This window comes from Streptomyces sp. NPDC002092 (genome assembly GCF_053593775.1).
The window spans coordinates 166,095-184,323 of the sequence record NZ_JBSFDG010000019.1 but is presented as its reverse complement, the minus strand read 5'-3'; the positions used below and the strand labels follow the sequence as shown (position 1 = coordinate 184,323).

14 protein-coding genes and 1 tRNA gene are annotated in these 18,229 nt (G+C 69.9%); 11 read left to right on the top strand and 4 right to left on the bottom strand.

Going from position 1 to position 18,229, the window contains the following annotated elements:
- The first annotated feature begins 388 nt into the window (after nucleotides 1-388).
- The 5 genes from ACWCRD_RS36250 (at nucleotide 389) to ACWCRD_RS36230 (ending at nucleotide 7,098) form a co-directional block, all read left to right on the top strand.
- The gene (locus ACWCRD_RS36250) at nucleotides 389-1,678 is read left to right on the top strand and encodes an ABC transporter substrate-binding protein (protein ID WP_450969959.1); all 1,290 of its coding nucleotides are present in this window, start codon (nucleotides 389-391) and stop codon (nucleotides 1,676-1,678) included.
- Between the two features lie 122 nt (nucleotides 1,679-1,800).
- Nucleotides 1,801-2,766, top strand: a complete 966-nt coding sequence (locus ACWCRD_RS36245) for a carbohydrate ABC transporter permease (RefSeq protein WP_450969958.1) — start codon at nucleotides 1,801-1,803, stop codon at nucleotides 2,764-2,766.
- Complete coding sequence (locus ACWCRD_RS36240) at nucleotides 2,763-3,647, top strand: carbohydrate ABC transporter permease (RefSeq protein ID WP_450969957.1); 885 nt, start codon at nucleotides 2,763-2,765, stop codon at nucleotides 3,645-3,647. The genes ACWCRD_RS36245 and ACWCRD_RS36240 overlap by 4 nt, the downstream gene beginning before the upstream one ends.
- A 10-nt stretch (nucleotides 3,648-3,657) precedes the next feature.
- Nucleotides 3,658-4,248: a hypothetical protein gene (locus ACWCRD_RS36235; RefSeq protein ID WP_450969956.1), complete on the top strand. Its 591-nt coding sequence runs from the start codon at nucleotides 3,658-3,660 to the stop codon at nucleotides 4,246-4,248.
- Nucleotides 4,249-4,362: 114 nt separating this feature from the next.
- Nucleotides 4,363-7,098, top strand: coding sequence for an exo-rhamnogalacturonan lyase family protein (locus tag ACWCRD_RS36230; RefSeq protein ID WP_450969955.1), 2,736 nt, complete (start codon nucleotides 4,363-4,365; stop codon nucleotides 7,096-7,098).
- Nucleotides 7,099-7,189: 91 nt separating this feature from the next.
- Here the strand turns inward: ACWCRD_RS36230 and ACWCRD_RS36225 are convergent, their stop codons facing one another.
- Nucleotides 7,190-9,562, bottom strand: a complete 2,373-nt coding sequence (locus ACWCRD_RS36225; RefSeq protein WP_450969954.1) for an SCO7613 C-terminal domain-containing membrane protein — start codon at nucleotides 9,560-9,562, stop codon at nucleotides 7,190-7,192.
- Nucleotides 9,563-9,687: 125 nt separating this feature from the next.
- Here ACWCRD_RS36225 and ACWCRD_RS36220 point away from each other — a divergent pair, with 125 nt between their 5' ends.
- A complete protein-coding gene (locus ACWCRD_RS36220) occupies nucleotides 9,688-10,134 on the top strand; it encodes an SRPBCC family protein (RefSeq protein WP_450969953.1) in 447 nt (148 codons plus the stop codon).
- A gap of 39 nt (nucleotides 10,135-10,173) precedes the next feature.
- A tRNA-Val gene (locus ACWCRD_RS36215) sits at nucleotides 10,174-10,245 on the top strand.
- 68 nt (nucleotides 10,246-10,313) lie between these two features.
- Here the strand turns inward: ACWCRD_RS36215 and ACWCRD_RS36210 are convergent.
- Nucleotides 10,314-11,039 (bottom strand): 3'-5' exonuclease, encoded by a 726-nt coding sequence (locus ACWCRD_RS36210; protein WP_365846511.1) that lies wholly within the window; start codon nucleotides 11,037-11,039, stop codon nucleotides 10,314-10,316.
- A gap of 168 nt (nucleotides 11,040-11,207) precedes the next feature.
- Between ACWCRD_RS36210 and ACWCRD_RS36205 the strand changes: the two genes are divergently transcribed.
- The 3 genes from ACWCRD_RS36205 to thrS all read left to right on the top strand — a co-directional run bounded on the left by ACWCRD_RS36205 (nucleotide 11,208) and on the right by thrS (nucleotide 15,094).
- A complete protein-coding gene (locus ACWCRD_RS36205) occupies nucleotides 11,208-11,774 on the top strand; it encodes a DUF4365 domain-containing protein (protein WP_266953551.1) in 567 nt (188 codons plus the stop codon).
- A complete protein-coding gene (locus ACWCRD_RS36200; RefSeq protein ID WP_450969952.1) occupies nucleotides 11,771-12,997 on the top strand; it encodes a hypothetical protein in 1,227 nt (408 codons plus the stop codon). Before ACWCRD_RS36205 ends, ACWCRD_RS36200 begins: the two co-directional genes overlap by 4 nt.
- A gap of 120 nt (nucleotides 12,998-13,117) precedes the next feature.
- Nucleotides 13,118-15,094, top strand: a complete 1,977-nt coding sequence (thrS, locus tag ACWCRD_RS36195; RefSeq protein ID WP_450969951.1) for a threonine--tRNA ligase — start codon at nucleotides 13,118-13,120, stop codon at nucleotides 15,092-15,094.
- A 52-nt stretch (nucleotides 15,095-15,146) separates the two neighbouring features.
- Here the strand turns inward: thrS and ACWCRD_RS36190 are convergent, their stop codons facing one another.
- Nucleotides 15,147-15,803, bottom strand: a complete 657-nt coding sequence (locus ACWCRD_RS36190; protein WP_450969950.1) for a potassium channel family protein — start codon at nucleotides 15,801-15,803, stop codon at nucleotides 15,147-15,149.
- Between the two features lie 79 nt (nucleotides 15,804-15,882).
- On the opposite strand from ACWCRD_RS36190, the gene ACWCRD_RS36185 reads away from it, so the two are divergent.
- Nucleotides 15,883-16,431: an HIT family protein gene (locus ACWCRD_RS36185; RefSeq protein ID WP_450969949.1), complete on the top strand. Its 549-nt coding sequence runs from the start codon at nucleotides 15,883-15,885 to the stop codon at nucleotides 16,429-16,431.
- A gap of 21 nt (nucleotides 16,432-16,452) precedes the next feature.
- Here the strand turns inward: ACWCRD_RS36185 and ACWCRD_RS36180 are convergent, their stop codons facing one another.
- The gene (locus tag ACWCRD_RS36180) at nucleotides 16,453-18,114 is read right to left on the bottom strand and encodes a hypothetical protein (protein ID WP_450969948.1); all 1,662 of its coding nucleotides are present in this window, start codon (nucleotides 18,112-18,114) and stop codon (nucleotides 16,453-16,455) included.
- Between the last annotated feature and the right edge of the window lie 115 nt (nucleotides 18,115-18,229).

Sequence of the window (18,229 nt, the reverse complement as noted above, 5' to 3'; positions counted from 1 at the left end):
AGAGCGCTTCGTTCACACCGAAGAGGTCACTGGTTCGAACCCAGTATCGCCCACCCGGACCGGCGGCCCGTCTGCGAGAGCAGACGGGCCGCCGTCGTATGAGCACCCTCGGACGGGTCCCGCCCTCCGGTGGATTTCGGCCGGACAACATCCTTGTGCGGACGGCCAGTTGATGTTCGGTCCGTCGATCACAAGTTTCTCACCTGCGGCATCACCCCTCTCGCCCCGCCGTTCCGACGCTGATGTGCCGTCAACTCGTCCAGCTGCTTGGTAAGAAATTCCTGTCCGAATCATTGACGCACCCCGAGGCCCTCCGTACCTTGTGGCAGCAAGCGCTTACTTGAAACGATTCATGCAGGTGGCAATGATGCCGGGGAGGGGCCCGACTGTGGGAACCAGCAGGAATGTGGAGAGGCGTACGATCCTCAAGGCCGCCGGGGCGTCGGCGGCCGCGCTGGGGCTGGCCGCGACGACGGGCTGCGGCGGCGACAGCGGCACCTCCGCCGACGGGACGGTGACGATCCGTTACTCGTGGTGGGGCGCCGACGAGCGGGCCAAGAAGATCAACCAGACCATCAAGCTCTTCGAGAAGAAGTACCCGAAGATCAAGGTGAAGACGGACTTCCAGGACTACGTCTCATTCTGGGAGAAGTTCCAGACGCAGGCGGCCGGCGGAAATCCCCCGGACGTTTTCCAAAACGCCGTCACTTTCCTTCGGAAGTACGACAAGAGAAGCGTCCTGCTCGACCTCAAGTCCCAGATCGACGCGGGGAATCTGAGCCTCGACAACTTCCGTGCGGGCGTCACCAAGGTCGGCGAGGTCGACGGCAAGCAGCTCGGCGTCCCCGTCGGCTCCAACACGATGGCGCTGGTCATCGACAAGAAGGTCTTCCAGAAGGCGGGCGTCGAGCCGGCCACGGGCTGGACCTGGGACGACTACTTCAAGGCCCTCAAGACCGTCCACGACAAGACCAGGGTGCCGGGCGACACGGGCTACTTCAGCATCATGTACCTGTACGACCTGTATCTGCGGCAGAACGGCAAGGCGTTCTACACCAAGGACGGGCTCGGTTTCGACAAGGCCGATCTGACGGAGTGGTGGCAGGACGGCTACAGCCGCGTGAAGGCCGGCATCATCACCGACCCCAAGACCGTCGAGCAGGACCGGCCCAAGTCCTCCCTCTCCGCCGGCCACGGGGCCTCGGAATTCACCTGGGACAACTTCACCGTCCGCTACACGGCCGAGGGCAGCAGCGAGTACGGCCTCGCGCCGATCCCCACCATGGACGGAAAGCACACCGGGCAGTACCTCGCCTCGCTGATGCTGAGCGCCTCCGCGCGCACCCAGCATCCCAAGGAGGTCGCCCAGTTCATCAACTTCATGGTCCACGACCCGGAAGTCGGCAAGATCATGGGCTACGACCGGGGCATCCTCGCCTCGACCCAGCAGTACGACGCGTTCAAGCCGACCGACCCGGTCAACAAGGAGATCGCGCAGTACGAGGCGGACACCGCCAAGGCCGGAGTCCTCGGCACGATCACCCCGCACCCCTCCGGCGCCGACACCATCGAGGCGGCCTTCCTGCGGATCGGCGGCGACCTGGCCCAGGGCAAGACGAAGCCCTCCGCCGCGGTGAAGCAGTTCTTCGACGAGTCGCAGGCCGCCTTCCAGGCATAGCGCTCCGCTGGGGGGCGCGGTTTGTTGATTTTTGTCTGCTGCGCCGTCGTGGCTGGTCGCGCAGTTCCCCGCGCCCCTTTGGGGGGCCACCCAACTGGCCTCGGAACCGATTGGGAAGCACCGTGACGCTCGTCAAGGAATCACCGCCCGCCGCCCGGAAGGCACGTTCCGCCGCCCCCACCGCCGTCAAGCAGCGGGGGCGGCGGGAGAACCTCGCCGGCTATCTCTTCATGTCCCCGTGGATCGCGGGCTTTCTGCTCCTGACCGCGGGTCCCATGGTCGCCTCGCTCTACTTCGCGTTCACCGACTACAACCTCTTCAACACCCCGAAGTGGGTCGGTCTCGACAACTTCACCAAGATGTTCGACGACCCCCGCTGGCAGAAGTCGGTGGAGGTGACGGCCAAATACGTGATCATCGGCACCCCGCTGAAACTCCTGCTCGCCCTCGGGGTCGCCCTGCTGCTCGCCCAGAGCCGCCGCGGACAGGCCTTCTACCGGGCCGCGTTCTACGCACCCTCGCTCATCGGCGCGAGCGTCTCGGTCGCCTTCGTCTGGCGGTCGATCTTCTCCGACAACGCCATCGTCGACCGTACGATGTCGGTCTTCGGCTTCCATGTCGGCGGCTGGGTCGGCAACCCCGACTGGATCCTCTACTGCCTGGTCGCACTCACCGTCTGGCAGTTCGGCGCGCCCATGGTCATCTTCCTGGCCGGGCTCAAGCAGGTGCCCAAGGAGCTGTACGAGGCCGCCGAACTGGACGGCGCCGGGGCCTTCCGCAAGTTCTGGAGCATCACGCTGCCGATGATCTCCCCGGTGCTGTTCTTCAACGTCCTGCTGGAGACCATCCACTCGTTCCAGATCTTCGGCTCGGCCTATGTCGTCTCCAACACCTACTGCGGCCCGGCCGACGCCACGCTCGTCTACACCTGCTACCTCTACCAGCAGGGTTTCAAGAACGCCCAGATGGGCTTCGCCTCCGCGATGGCCTGGATGCTGCTGCTCGCCGTGGCCCTGGTGACCGCAGTCCTGTTCTGGTCGCAGAAGAAGTGGGTGCATTACGAGAACGACACGGAGGACGCCCGATGAGTGCCACCACCCCCGCCGGCCCGAAGCCGCTCGGCGGTCTCGGCCGCACGCGCGCCGGCTCGCTCGCCTGGCACATCGGCTCGCTGCTGGTCCTCGCGGTCGTCCTCTATCCCGTCGTCTGGGTGATCGGCGCGTCCTTCAAGCCGAGCAAGGACATCATCAACAGCCTTCAGCTGTTCCCCGCCCATCCCATCCTGGAGAACTTCAAGGGCCTGGCCCACGGCATCGCCGACATCTCGATCTGGACGTTCTTCCAGAACTCCCTCCTGTACGCGGGCGGCGCCGTCGTGGGCATCCTGATCTCCTGCTCGCTGACGGCGTACGCCTTCGCCAAGATCAGGTTCGCGGGCCGGAACCTGCTGTTCTCGCTGATGATCGGCACGCTCCTGCTGCCGTACCACGTGCTGCTGATCCCGCAGTACGTGATGTTCCAGAAGCTGGAGCTGATCAACACCTATGTGCCGCTGCTGCTCGGCAAGTATTTGGCCACGGAGGCGTTCTTCGTCTTCCTGATGGTGCAGTTCATGCGCAATCTGCCGAGGGAGCTGGACGAGGCCGCCCGGATCGACGGCTGCGGGCATCTGCGGATCTACTGGTCGATCGTGCTGCCGCTGTGCCGGCCCGCGCTCATCACCAGCGCCATCTTCACCTTCATCAACGCCTGGAACGACTTCATGGGCCCGCTGATCTATCTCAACGAGCCCGGCAAGTACACCGTCTCCCTCGGCATGATGATGTTCCGCGACTCCGACGGCGTCGCCGCCAACTACGGCGGACTCATCGCGATGTCGCTGGTGGCTCTGCTGCCGGTGCTGCTGTTCTTCCTCGCCTTCCAGCGCTATCTCATCGACGGCATGGCGACCTCCGGACTGAAGGGCTGAGGCGGTCACCATGGCCGGAGTGCGGGTGAAGGCACGCAAGGAGTCGGTGTTCGCGGAGCGGTTCGGGGTCTTCGCCGAGTCTCTGCTCACCGGGGTGTGGATCGCGGTGGCCTCGCTGGGAGTGGTGACCTTTCCGGCCGCCTTCGCCGCCGGGGCGCGGCATCTGCGCCGTCGTACCGGCCATGAGGGCGGTGGCTGGCGGGAGTTCGCCCGCGACTTCCGTACGGCCGTGCGGGGCGGGTGGCTCGCCGGCCTGGCCGGGTGGCTCGCGGCGGGCCTGGTCCGGGTGGACGTCCAGGCCGCGCGCGCCGGACTGCCCGGGGGGCCGTTCGTGGGCGCCGTCGGCCTGTTCGCGCTGATCGGCCTCGTCGTGGCCGGGCTGCGCGCGGCGGCGCTCTGGGAGCCGGGTGCGGCCTGGCGGGCGCTGCTCGCCGACGCCGGTCGCCGCACTGTCCTCGACCCCGCCGGATCCTTCCTGCTCGTCGGCGGGGTGGTCCTCGTGGTCTGTTCCGCCCTGCTGATCGCGCCGCTGGCGATCCCCGTCCTCGGGGCCGTCGCGGCCGCGGCCGTCGCCGTGGAGGAGCGGTACCGGCGCCGCTGACGGGCGGTGCCCTCGTCCGAGGACGGCACTCCGGGTGCAGTACCTCTCCCTGTCATGCCCCTGACTAGCAGCACGCGAAGAAACGTCCCGCCGGAAAGGAAAGGCTGAACTCTCATGTCACCCATCCCCCGCAGGTCCCTCCTCAAGGCGGCCGCCGTCGCCGGAGCCGCCGCGCAGTTCAGCTGGGCCATAGGAGCCAAGGACGCGCAGGCCGCGCCCAGAGCCGACGCCGCGGCCGCCGATCCCGTGACCCTGGACTGGCTGGAGGACGGCGGCCTCGGGGCCGCGCCGGGCTCCACCGTCGGCGTCCCATGGCCGAAGGGCGTCCACCGGCCCGACCAGACCTTTGCGCTCACGGACGCGGACGGCAAGGCCGTGCCGGTGCAGTCCTGGCCGATCGCGTACTGGCCGGACGGCTCCCTCAAGTGGTCGGCGCACGCGGTGAGTTCGGGCTCCGGAAAGCTCACCCTCGGCGCCGGTGACGCGGCGGCCCCCGACAAGAAGGTCACCGTGGACAAGAGCGGCGGCACCATCGACGTCTCGACAGGCGTGATCACCGCGAAGATCGGCAAGAACGGCTCCACCCTCATCAAGTCGGTGACCCGAGGGTCGACGGAGATCGCCAGGAACGGGCGGCTCGTCCTGATCCGCCAGCCGGAGATCGAGGACGAGGACCAGGGCACGGTCAAGACCGAGCGCTTCGACGGCGCGATCGGCGCGGTGACGGTCGAGCAGGAGGGGCCGGTCCGGGCCGTCGTCCGCATCGACGGCAAGCACCGCAAGGGCGACCGGAGCTGGCTGCCGTTCTCCATCCGGCTGTACTTCTACGCCGGGGCCGACTCCTTCCGCATGGTGCACACCATCACCTACGACGGCACCCAGGAGCCCGGCAAGGCGAGCGGCGACTTCATCCGCGGGCTCGGGGTGCGCTTCAGCGTCCCCATGCGGGACGCGTCGTACGACCGGCACATCCGCATCGGCGGCGAGGGCACCGGACTGCTGCGGGAGGCGGTCAAGGGCATCACCGGTCTGCGCCGCGACCCGGGTGCGGCCGTGCAGGCGGCCCAGTACGCGGGCCAGAAGCTGCCCGACCCCGCCACCTGGGACCAGCGGGTGACGACCCGGCTGCAGTACATCCCGGAGTGGGGCGACTACACCCTCTCGCAGCTCTCGGCCGACGGCTTCACGCTCCGCAAGCGCACCAAGAAGGGCTACGGCTGGATCGCCGCCGGCGGCGGCAAGCGGGCCTCCGGCTTCGGCTATGCCGGCGGCGCGAGCGGCGGATTCTCCTTCGGCCTCAGGGACTTCTGGGAGAAGCACCCCGCCCAGCTCGACATCCGCGACGCCCACACCGACGAGGCCGAGGTCACCCTCTGGCTCTGGTCGCCCGAGGCACAGCCCATGGACCTGCGCTTCTACCACGACGGCATGGGCCAGGACACGTACGCCAAGCAGCTCGAAGGCCTCAACATCACCTACGAGGACTACGAGCCGAAGTTCGGCACCCCTTACGGCATCGCCCGCACCTCCGAACTCCTCTTCTGGGCCAACGAGTCGACGCCCTCGGCAGAGGCTCTGGCGGCGCAGGTCGAGGCCGTACGCGTGCTGCCGCAGCTCGCCGCCCCGCCCAGGCAGCTCATCAAGGCCAAGGTCTTCGGCCCGGGCCTGTACTCCGAACCCGACCGCTCCACACCGGCCAAGGCGAAGATCGAGGACCACCTCGACTTCCTCTTCACCTACTACAAGGACCAGGTGGAGCAACGCCGTTGGTACGGCTTCTGGGACTACGGCGACTTCATGCACACCTACGACACCGTGCGCCACCAGTGGCGGTACGACGTCGGCGGCTACGCCTGGGACAACTCCGAGCTCTCCCCGGACATCTGGCTCTGGATGGCCTACCTCCGCTCCGGCCGCGCGGACATCTTCCGCTTCGCCGAGGCCCTCACCCGGCACACCGGCGAGGTCGACGTCTACCACCTCGGCGACTGGGCGGGCCTCGGCACCCGGCACGGCGTCCAGCACTACGCCGACAGCGCCAAGCAGCAGCGCATCGCCAACACCACCTACCGGCGCTACTACTACTTCCTCACCGCCGACGAACGCGTCGGCGACCTCATGCACGCCAACGTCGACTCCGACGAGACCTTCCTGGTCCTCGACCCGCAGCGCAAGGTCCGCACCGACCCGTACACACCCGACCGGCACGCCCTGTCGATCGGCTTCGGCACCGACTGGAGCGGCCTGGTGTCCGCGTGGCTGACCGAGTGGGAGCGCAAGGGCCCCAAGTGGGAGAAGGCCAAGGCGCGGGTGCTGTCGACGATGGAGGGCATCGCCGCCCAGCCCAACGGCTTCGTGCAGGGCAGCGGGCTGTACGACCTCGACACCGGTGAGTTCGCCGTCGCCTCGACGCCCGTGGTCTCCGTCTCGCATCTCTCGGCCGTCTTCGGCCTCAACGAGCTGTGCGCCGAGCTGATCGACCTCGTCGACATGCCCGAGTTCAACCAGGCCTACTTCGACTACTGCCGCTACTTCAACGCCACCAAGGCCGAGCAGAAGGCCCGCTACGGCTCCGACTTCGGCACCCTGCTGCTGTTCCAGGGGCACTCGCGCCTGGATGCGTACGCCGCCGTCCAGACCGGTGACGCTGCGCTGGCCAAGCGGGCGTGGACGAAGTTCTACAGCTCCGACGGGTACACGGAGGCTTCGCCCTGGAAGACGGAGAAGCTGAGCGGGCCGGTGGCGTTGGTCGCGGGCAGCGAGGCCGCGTGGGTGTCGTCGAACGACACTGCGCTGTACGGCCTCGCGGCCATTGAGAACCTGGCGCTGCTCGGCGACAAAATGCCGTAACGCTCGGCGGGGGCCGGGGAACTGCGCTCGTATGTCGTGTGCGGGCCTTATGCGGCTGGTCGCGCAGTTCCCCGCGCCCCTGACGGGGCGCTCAGTGCATGGTGGTCAAGATGTCCCGCACTCGGCGGACGTCCCTGAGGCGGCGTTCGTATGTTGCGCCTAGTGCCAGCAGGAGCAGGCCGGCGAGTGCGAAAGGTACCCAGCGGGGGAGGGCGCCGGTCATCTGGACCAGGTAGGGGGCCAGTTCGTGCAGGGCGTCCAGGATCAGCACCGAGCCGCCCAGGACGAGCGGGGCCTGGAGGCGGTGGCGGGCGCCCAGCAGGGTGGTCAGCAGGGCCGCCGTGCCCAGCAGCAGCGGGCGTGTCCAGTGCGGGTCGTCCCAGGCCGCGGCGAGGCTCGGCAGCAGGGTGGCGGCGAGTCCGGCGCCGTACGCCGTCCACGACGACGCCCGCGGGTCGCGGGACCTGCGCCAGACGCCGACACACAGCGCCGGCACGGTGACCGGGAGGGTGTACGCCTCGACGGTGCCGACGTCCCAGGCGGCCAGCCGGACCCAGCCGGCCAGCAGGAACAGGACTGCGGCCGCATAGCCTGCGGGGCGGCGGTCGGAGCGTACCGCCGTGCCCGCCGCAATCACTCCGCACAGGGCCAGTACCAGGGCGAGCATCGGCGGGGCGGTGATCGCGAGGCCGACGGCCAGCAGACCGGCGGCGGCCCCGGTCACTTCGACCGGCACGCGCGCGTGGGTCTCGCCCATGCGCGCGGCGAGCAGGGCCGCGGCCGCCGGGACCACCAGGACCAGCAGCGCGGTGTGCTGCGGTCGCAAGTCGGCCGCCAGACCCGTCGCGCAGGCCAGGGCGGTCGCGTACACGAGCGCGGCCGGGGCCGTGAAGGGGACGAGGTCCGGCCGCAGTGAGGCGGCGGCGAACAGTGCCGCCAGGACGGACAGCACGGTGAGCGTGGCCGTCTGAGAGGCCAGCGAGAGGAAGACGAGGGAGACCGAACCGCCCAGGGCGAGCGCGGTGCCGGTCACGGGCAGCAGTCGGAAGGCCGCCGCCGCGAGGGCCGCTCCGGTCACCGCACCCTGCAGCAACAGGGCAGCGGAGTAGGGGAGCTGGAAGACCGCGGGCAGCGTCATGCCGGTGGCCCAGACGAGGAGTGTCGCGCCGGTCAGCGCCTGGGGCCGCCGTGTCTCACCGCGGACCAGCAGGGCCAGCACGGCCGCGACGACCACCGGGCCGAGGAGCAGCTGACCGGGATACGGCGGCCACGGCATGTGGACGGCCGCCGCGGCCCGCGCGTCCGAGGGCGCACCGGTCCACCAGCGCTCCGCCCAGCCCAGCGGGCCCAGCAGCGCGACCACGACCAGCGGCAGCGCACAGGCGACGGCGACCGCCTGCACCGCCGCGGAGGCCTGGACGAGCCCACGCCGCACGGGCCCGGGCAGCCGCACCCGCACGGCCGCCAACAGCGCGACGCCGCACGCCAGGTACCCCGGTACCGTCCACCCGTCGGGCAGCGTCACCCGCAGCACTCCGCCGACCGCCGCGACCAGGAGCAGGCCGGCCGATACGGCGTTGCCCGTGGCCAGGGCGGGCTTCGGCAGCGGCCAGGCGGCCCCCAGCGCGATCGCCGCAGCAAGGGTGAGGAGCGCCGCCGCACGGGCGGCGGCGCCCGGACCGGCTGCATCCCACGAGAGCCAGCCGGCCGTCAGTGCACCCAGGACGCCCGTACCGTACGCGCCGACCGCGGCGAGGACGCGTACGGATTTGGCGGTCACCCGGAGCGCCACACCTGTGTCGAAACCGGCCGTCACCAGCAGCGCGGCGGCGACCCCGGACGACCCCGCGCCGGCCGAGACCGCCCAGAAGAACAGCGGGAGTTGGGCCGCGGCCAGCGCGGAGGGCAGCGGCAGCCGCAGCCCGGCCGCACGCGGCAGCAGACCGTACGCCGCCCAGAGCCCCGCCAGCAGCGCCGACGCGACGGCCGTGTACCCCGCCCCGTCCGTCCCCATGAAGGCGACCTGCTGCAGTGCGTACGCGTCCAGCACCGTCAGCGCCAGCCCCAGACCGGCCACCGACTCGGCCGTCGAACGCAGCCCGCGCCGCAGCAGGAGCAACGGCGCACCGAGCGCGGCCACCGTGACCGCGCCGAGCACGAGGGCCCGCCCCGCGATCCCCAGTTCCCCCCAGCTGACCAGCGTGAACACCATCGCGGCGACGGTGAGCAGGACACCGCCGAGCAGCAGCAGAAGGTTCTGCACGCCGGGCGCGGTGGCCTCCGGGCGAGACGCGTCGACGGGCGCCTGCGGTGCCTGGGATGCCTGGTGCACCGGGTGCGCCGCCTGAAGCGCGGCGACCAGCCAGGCACGGCGATGGAGCAACTGGGCCCGGCGGGCGTCCAGTCGCCAGAGCTCGGCGTCGAGGAGCCGCAACTCCTCGGCCGGGGGCGGAACATGCGTCATGCCTCGGAGTGTGGTCCGCGTCACGTCGTACGACATGAGTGCAGGTACTCAGCCACGTACTCAGATCCCGCCACACGTGGCTCGGATGCGGGGGCGAACGCCCTGGGCAGGGGCAGACTCCCCCCATGGACTGGACGCACTACCGCTTCCGCAGCCTCTGGGTCCTGCCTGCCCCGCCCGCCACCGTGTACGAGGTGCTGGAGCGGGCCGAGGAGTACCCCCGCTGGTGGCCCCAGGTGCGGGAGGTGACCCGGCTCGACGACACCACCGGAGTCATCCGGATCCGCTCCGTCCTCCCGTACGACCTGCACTTCACCGCCCGCGAGACGCGCCGCGACCCCGAAGCGGGCCTCCTGGAGATCGCCATGTCCGGTGACATCGAGGGCCGGGCGCGCTGGACGATCACCGCGGGAGCTGCCGGCACGGTCGCCCGCTACGAGCAGGTCGTCGACGTGCGCAAGCCGCTGCTGAGGCGGTTGGCGGTCCCGGGGCGACCGTTGTTCCGCGCCAACCACCGGCTGATGATGCGGGCCGGACGGCGAGGCCTGGTCGCGTACCTGGAAGCGGTTTGAAGGAAACCCGCGAAGACCTGTATGGTTCAGTGCGTTCCCGGGCGATTAGCTCAGTGGGAGAGCGCTTCGTTCACACCGAAGAGGTCACTGGTTCGAACCCAGTATCGCCCACCGGGAAAGGCCGGTCCGCAGCAGCGGACCGGTCTTCTGCATGTCGGCCGTCCGCATGCCGGCGTGGTTCACGCCGCCGCCGGAAGATCCGGCCGCAGCGGCCACGCCGGGTTCACTGTCTCCTCCGTGCCGCTCTTCGCGAACCACGCCTGCAGACCGCGCGCCTGGGCCGCGTGCCACGTGGTCTGCAGGGCGTGCAGCTCGGCGGGGGACAGGCGCTCCAGCCGGGCGGCGAAACGACGCCCGAGGGCCCGTACGACATCCAGCGCGGCCAGGGCGTCGGCCGCCGCGTCGTGCGCGCCCTCCAGCGTGACGCCGTAGTGCGCGCACAGGTCGGTCAGGGTGCGGCGTCCCTTGCGGTAGCGGTCCAGGTGCTTGTCGAGGACCCGCGGGTCGAGCACCCGCAGCGTCGACGCCTCGAACCAGCGGTCCAGCGAGGAGGCGCGATGGCGGCGCAACTCGCGGTCCAGCAGCGTCAGATCGAACGGCGCGTTCATCACCACGAGCGGACGGGCCATCGCCGCCTGCTCCGCCAGTTCCTCGGCTATCTCGTACATCACCGGCGCCGGCCAGCGGCCGTTGCGCTGCAGGTGTTCGTCCGTCAGCCCGTGCACCGCCGTCGCCGCCTCCGGCACCGGCACACCCGGGTTGACCAGCCAACGGGTCATCCGGGGCCGGCTGCCCGGGGCGTCCTGGACGACGACGGCGGCCGACACGATCCGGTCGGTCTCGACGTCCACGCCCGTGGTCTCCGTGTCGAATGCGGCCAAGGGCCCCTCGTACCAGGTCGTCATGCCTATGCAACTCCTCGTTCACCCACGGCAGCTGACGTCCCGTCTTCTGCCTGTTTGGTGATACCCGGGCTGTTTGCGCCGTACGCCGGAAGGACACAACAGGAGTACGGGTCTTTGCAGTTCAGAGGCCCACAGCAGGGAATCACTTGGCGTGGAAGGCTGTTGGTCATGGCGATAGCGCAGCCCGAGCGGGGCGGGCTGCTGCCCGAACGTGCGGGCCCCCTTCGCGGCACACTCGCCACCACCGCCTGCATGGAGACACTGCAGGTGGGTTATCTGCACGCCGTCGCCGCGGCGGCCGGCTGCTCGCTGTCGCAGCCGTTTCCGGACAACGGCATCGACTGGCACGTCAGTCACGGCTCGCCCGGGCACACCGTCGACGACGAGGTGACCATCAAGGTGCAGCTGAAGTGCACGTACCAGGTCGCGCCGAACCCGCCGGGGCGCTTCTTCTCCTTCACGCTCGACAACGACCATCTGCGCAAGCTCGCGCGCACCCCCGTCTCGGTGCACAAGATCCTGGTCGTGATGCTCGTCCCGAGATCCCAGGACGACTGGCTGCGCGCCAGCCACGACCGTCTCGACCTGCGGCACTGCTGCTACTGGGTCAACCTGGCCGGCCAGCCGGTCACCGGGCGGACCCGGACCACCGTGCGGATACCGACCTCACGCATCTTCGACGACCGGGCGCTGTGCGAGATCATGACGCGGGTCGGGGCCGGAGGCAGACCATGACGCACCGCCCGCTGGAGGAGCCGCTGCGGCCCGTCAGGCCGCACCCGGCCGAGGCCTCCTGGCACCGTCCCCCCGAGCCCGACGAGGTCGACCCCGCCGTGCTCAGCGCCCTGCTGCACCGGCACGGCTGGGAGCGGCGCGGCGGAGCCGCCGGACGCTACGGCCGCTGGACCCCGCCCGGCCCCGGCGGCGGCGGGACCAGCCTGCTGGTGCCCGAGAACCGCGCCTTCCCCGACAGCGACGACCTGCTCGGCGAGGCGCTCGTCGCGCTGACCCGCAGTGGCACGCCCTCCGCCCGCGAGGTGCTGATCGGGCTCGCCGTGCCCAGCGACGAGATCCGCTGGTGGCGGGATGCGCCGAGCGGCCCCGCGGGCTCCGCGCCCTGGATGGTCGAGGAGCAGCTGCGCTCCTGTGCCCGCCAGATGCTGCTCGCCGGAGCGCTCGCCACGCGCGCGCGTGCGGGCTATTACGGCGCCCGGCACCGCCGCGCAGCCGCAGCGCTGCTGGAGAGCGTCCTCGTGGGCTCCGCGGCCGGGGGCGGGCGCCTGACCGCTTTCGTGCCCGTCGGTACGGGGCGGCAGCTCGCCGTGCGCCTCCACCAGGCCCTGTACGCCGCCCGCGAGGCCATCGACTACCAGCGGGCCACCGGCGGCATGGACGCCTTCGACGGCGCCGTCGAGGCGGGCGTGAGCCGTGAACTCACCGAGGCGCTGATCGCCCTGGTGGGCGGTACCGAGGGCGCCAGGATCGCCGTCGAGTGGGCACCGGCCGCCGGGGTGCCGGAGGACTGCGTGGCGGGCCTCGAGCCGGTGGAGTTCTCACCGGGCGACCTGCCCGTGCTGCGCGAGGCCGGCGCCCGCTATCTGCGCGAGGAGCCGTCCGTGCCCGTGCGGATCACCGGCACGGTGGTGCGGATGCGCAGGTCGGGACCGCGCGGGGAAGGCAGCGTGCGGCTGCGGGTGATCGCGGGAGCCGAGGTGCCGCACGTCCGGATCACGCTGGACGAGGAGGACTACCGCATCGCCGGGCACGCCCACCTCGTGGGGCTGCCCGTGCGGCTGCACGGGCGGCTGGAGAGCCGGGGCGGCTTCCGGAGGCTGACCGGGGCCTCAGGCGTCGCACCCGTGCAGGTGGAGGAGGCGGAGCGGGACCGCCTCATGAAGTCGCTGCAGGAAAATCTCGACTGGTTCGAGGAGGCGTGCACCGGGGAGGACGACGACTGAGCGCGGGCCTGCCTGCACGAAGGGCGACCGTTTCGCGGTCGGCGGGTCGGGGTCGGTACGATCCCCTATTGCGCGCGCTCCTGGTATGGCGCCGCAACCACCTTCAGTCAGGAGAGACCGGTGTCAGACGTCCGTGTGATCATCCAACGCGATTCCGAGCGGGAAGAGCGCGTGGTGACGACGGGCACTACGGCCGCCGAGCTCTTCGCCGGCGAGCGCTCGATCGTCGCCGCGCGCGTGGGCGGCGAGCTCAAGGACCTCGCGTACGTGCCGGCCGAGGGCGAGGTCGTGGAGCCGGTGGAGATCTCCTCCGAGGACGGCCTCAACATCCTGCGCCACTCCACCGCGCATGTGATGGCACAGGCCGTGCAGGAGCTGTTCCCCGAGGCCAAGCTGGGCATCGGCCCGCCGGTCAAGGACGGCTTCTACTACGACTTCGACGTCGAGAAGCCGTTCACGCCCGAGGATCTCAAGGCCATCGAGAAGAAGATGCAGGAGATCCAGAAGCGCGGGCAGCGGTTCGCCCGTCGCGTGGTGACCGACGAGGCGGCCCGCGAGGAGCTGGCGGACGAGCCGTACAAGCTGGAGCTGATCGGCCTCAAGGGCTCGGCGTCGAGTGACGACGGTGCGGACGTCGAGGTCGGAGCCGGCGAGCTGACGATCTACGACAACCTGGACGCCAAGACCGGCGAGCTGTGCTGGAAGGACCTCTGCCGCGGTCCCCACCTGCCCTCCACCCGCACCATCCCGGCGTTCAAGCTGATGCGCAACGCGGCCGCCTACTGGCGCGGCAGCGAGAAGAACCCGATGCTCCAGCGCATCTACGGCACCGCCTGGCCCTCCAAGGACGAGCTGAAGGGCTACCTCGACTTCCTCGCCGAGGCCGAGAAGCGCGACCACCGCAAGCTCGGCAGCGAGCTCGACCTGTTCTCCATCCCGGAGCAGATCGGTTCCGGCCTCGCCGTCTTCCACCCCAAGGGCGGCATCGTCCGCCGAGTGATGGAGGACTACTCGCGCCGCCGGCACGAGGAGGAGGGCTACGAGTTCGTCTACACCCCGCACGCCACGAAGGGGAAGCTCTTCGAGACGTCCGGGCACCTGGACTGGTACGCCGAGGGCATGTACCCGCCCATGCAGCTCGACGAGGGCGTGGACTACTACCTCAAGCCCATGAACTGCCCAATGCACAACCTGATCTTCGACGCGCGCGGCCGCTCCTACCGTGAACTGCCGCTCCGTCTCTTCGAGTTCGGGACCGTGTACCGGTACGAGAAGTCGGGCGTCGTGCACGGCCTGACCCGGGCCCGCGGCTTCACCCAGGACGACGCGCACATCTACTGCACCCGCGAGCAGATGTCGGAAGAGCTCGACAAGACGCTCACCTTCGTCCTCGGCCTGCTGCGCGACTACGGCCTGACCGACTTCTACCTGGAGCTCTCCACCAAGGACCCGGAGAAGTTCGTGGGCTCGGACGAGGTCTGGGAGGAGGCGACCGAGACCCTCCGCCAGGTCGCCGAGAAGCAGGGCCTGCCCCTGGTTCCCGACCCGGGCGGCGCCGCCTTCTACGGCCCGAAGATCTCCGTCCAGACCAAGGACGCCATCGGCCGTACCTGGCAGATGTCGACGATCCAGCTCGACTTCAACCTGCCGGAGCGCTTCGACCTGGAGTACACGGGTCCGGACGGCTCCAAGCAGCGCCCGGTCATGATCCACCGCGCCCTGTTCGGTTCGATCGAGCGGTTCTTCGCGGTGCTCCTGGAGCACTACGCGGGCGCCTTCCCGGCCTGGCTGGCCCCGGTCCAGGCGGTCGGCATCCCGATCGGCGACGGGCACGTGGAGTACCTGGAGAAGTTCGCCGCGGCCGCGAAGAAGAAGGGCCTGCGGGTCGAGGTCGACTCCTCCTCCGACCGCATGCAGAAGAAGATCCGCAACGCCCAGAAGCAGAAGGTGCCCTTCATGGTCATCGCGGGCGACGAGGACATGTCGGCCGGTTCCGTCTCCTTCCGCTACCGCGACGGTTCGCAGGAGAACGGCATTCCGTTCGACGAGGCCCTCGCCAAGATCGCCAAGGTCGTGGAGGACCGGACGCAGGTCTGACCGTTCCGTCCGGCCGGCCTGGTCCGCCGACGTCGAAGGGCCCCCGGGAGGTTCAGCCTCCCGGGGGCCCTTCGTCGTCCTCGCGGGCGAAGACCTGCAGCAGCCAGGAGGCGAAGGTGCCGGTCACCGCGCCGAGCAGAGCCAGCCCGACGGCCATCATCCCGACCGCGATCAGCCGTCCCAGCGGTGTCACCGGCGCGATGTCGCCGTAGCCGACGGTCGTCAGGGTCGCGCAGGTCCACCAGACGGCGTCCCCGAACGTCCGCATCGACGCACCAGCCGCCCCGCGTTCCTGCTGGTAGACGGCGAGGGCACCGGCGAAGCCGAGCAGTACCGTGGCCAGCCCCGAGTACGCGATGACGCGCGCGTGCAGCGCGAGCCGGGGCTTGCCGTGCCGTCGCTGCATGGCTTCGTAGACCTTGACGATCCGAAGGGGGCGCAGCAGCGGCAGGATCACCACCGCCGTGTCCAGCAGGTGCTTCCGCACGAATCTGTGCCCCTGCCCGCTCAGTCGCCATAGCACCGCGTAGTTGAAGGCGAACAATGCCCAGGAGGCCAGCAGCACCGCGAGAGCCAGGTCCTGCCAGGTGTCCATCAGACCGGGAGACAGGACACGGACCGCGTACGAGGCGAGGAAGGCCAGTGATGCGACGGCGAGCGGAAGCTCGGTCCGCTGCTCCCAGCAGGCTGCGCGAGTGTCATCGTCCACCGGCCCAGCTTGGCCCGGCGGGCTTTTCCCACAACCCCGCCGACACGCCGCGAACGGGCGACGCCATATGCTGCATGGCATGACGAGTGAGCCGGAGCAGCAGTGGGGAGTGGGGGTCCAGGACGCGTTCCAGCGCCTGTGGACGCCGCACCGGATGGCCTACATCCAGGGTGAGAACAAGCCGACCGGCCCCGGTGCCGACGACGGCTGCCCCTTCTGCTCCATCCCGGCCAAGTCCGACGAGGACGGGCTGGTCGTCCGGCGCGGTGAGCAGGTCTACGCCGTGCTCAACCTGTATCCGTACAACGGCGGACACCTCATGGTCGTCCCCTACCGCCATGTCGCCGACTACACGGACCTCACGGGCCCCGAGACGGTCGAGCTCGCTGCGCTCACCAAGCAGGCCATGACGGCCCTGCGCACCGCCTCCGGTGCCCACGGCTTCAACATCGGCATGAACCAGGGTTCGGTCGCCGGTGCCGGCATCGCGGCCCACCTCCACCAGCACATCGTCCCGCGCTGGGGCGGCGACACGAACTTCATGCCGGTCGTCGGCCACACGAGGGTGCTGCCGCAGTTGCTGGCGGACACCCGGAAGATGCTCGCGGAGGCCTGGCCTTCGGCGTAAGCCCACCGGGCCGCACACGTTCTACGCGTCGTACACGTCCGCTTTCTTGGGCGTGGGGTCCTGGACCTGCGTGCTCAGGAACGCCGACCTCGTGCCGAACTGCTCCGTGTCCACGCCGTTCTCCTCGAGGACCCGTATCGCTGCCGCGTGCACCACCCGCAGCACCGGCGTGGCGGCGCGCAGTGCGTCGTCGGCCATGAAGCGGTGGCGCCACGGCTGGTCCGCCCAGGCATGCCGGAGGCCGAAGGGCTCGGGCAGGACTATCGTGCCGCCCAGCCAGTTCAGCAGGGGCGGGTACCAGGAGAGCGGGGCGCGGACGGCCAGTCGTACGACCTCGTCGGTGGTGACCAACGGGAGGGACACCTTCCGGGTCTCCCACGGCTTGAACGACTTCTGGACCTCCTTCGTCGGCGCCTCGGGCTTGCTGGTGAACAGGGAGTTCACGGGACCGAGCGCATGCCCGGTGACCTCGATGCGCAGCGTCTCGTGCAGCACGGTCACCGTGATCATCATGGTGATGACCAGCTGCCCGTCCCACAGGGTCCACTGCACGCCCAGATAGTGCCGGTCACCCGCGCCGAACTGCTGCTTGTTGCAGATGTCCTGTATCGCGTGGGACTTGACCTGGTAGGCGTCCACGTCCGTGCCCTCGGGCCGGGACACCTCCTTCGCGCCCTCGCCGATCGGCGTGACGATCCAGTGCCGTACGGAGGGGGTCGGGAAGCCGCCGGTGTTGAGCGTGTTCCGCTCCAGCATGCGCAGCCGGTCGTGGATCGAGCGGATGACGTCCCAGCTGCGGAAGGGGTGGATCTCCCGGGTCGGGTCGGCGGGCACCAGGTCCTCCGCGAGCTGCCAGCTGCCCCAGCGGGTGCCCATCCCGAGGATGCCCTTCGGACCGGCGTAGAACACCGAGTTGGACTGCTGCTCGGCGCTCAGCTTGGCCAGCGACTGGCGCAGCGCGTCCGCCTTGGTCTCGCCCGGGCTGGTCGGCACCGCCTCGGGCACCTTGGCCCCGATGCTGCTGCCCGCCAGCAGGCTGTCCCAGCGCTCGCGCAGGTCCTTGGCCGTCCGCTCGCAGATCTGCCGGGCCCAGAACCAGCCGACGACGGGCATGATCACCGAGGCTCGCGCATACCAGGCCCAGAAGCCCGTGAACGGCATGCGGATCAGGAAGATCACGGCGAGGGCGCCCACCGCCACCAGCAGCGTGGTGGCCAGCGCGCCGGCCCGCTTGTCGTCGCGCCTGGCGACGGTGGTGCGGATCGAGAAGACCAGCAGCCAGACGAGCAGACCGGGCAGGAAGAGCAGGCCGCACAGCACCATCACGATGCTCAGCAGATTGTCCCGGTCCCTGCGGATGTTGTTCGCCGCCAGGCAGTGCTCGACGACGACCGGGGGCTCGGCGCCGAAGGACTGGATGAGCGGCTTGCGGCCGGACCCCACCATGCGGTCCACCACCGCCCGCGAGAAGGCCTCACCCAGGTTGGGCCGGAATATCCTCGCCCATTTCAGGCCAGGTTTGACGGTGGTCTGATGCCACTCGTTGTCCGCTTTCTTGATGTCCGCGACCGGGTTGTCCCGGTAGGCCGCGGAGGCCAGCGCGAACGTGGCCGTCTGGCCCTCGTTGCCCGTGCGGGGCACCTGGGGGCCGAAGATGTCCCCGTAGCCGCTCTCAACGGTCATTCCCGCCCCCGATCGCCGCCGACGTCGCTTCTGCGGCTTTCCCGACTTCTTTGCTCCGCACACCTGTTGATCAGGTCGTCACGGTGTTGGTCCGACAACTTGATCAGGTCATCAG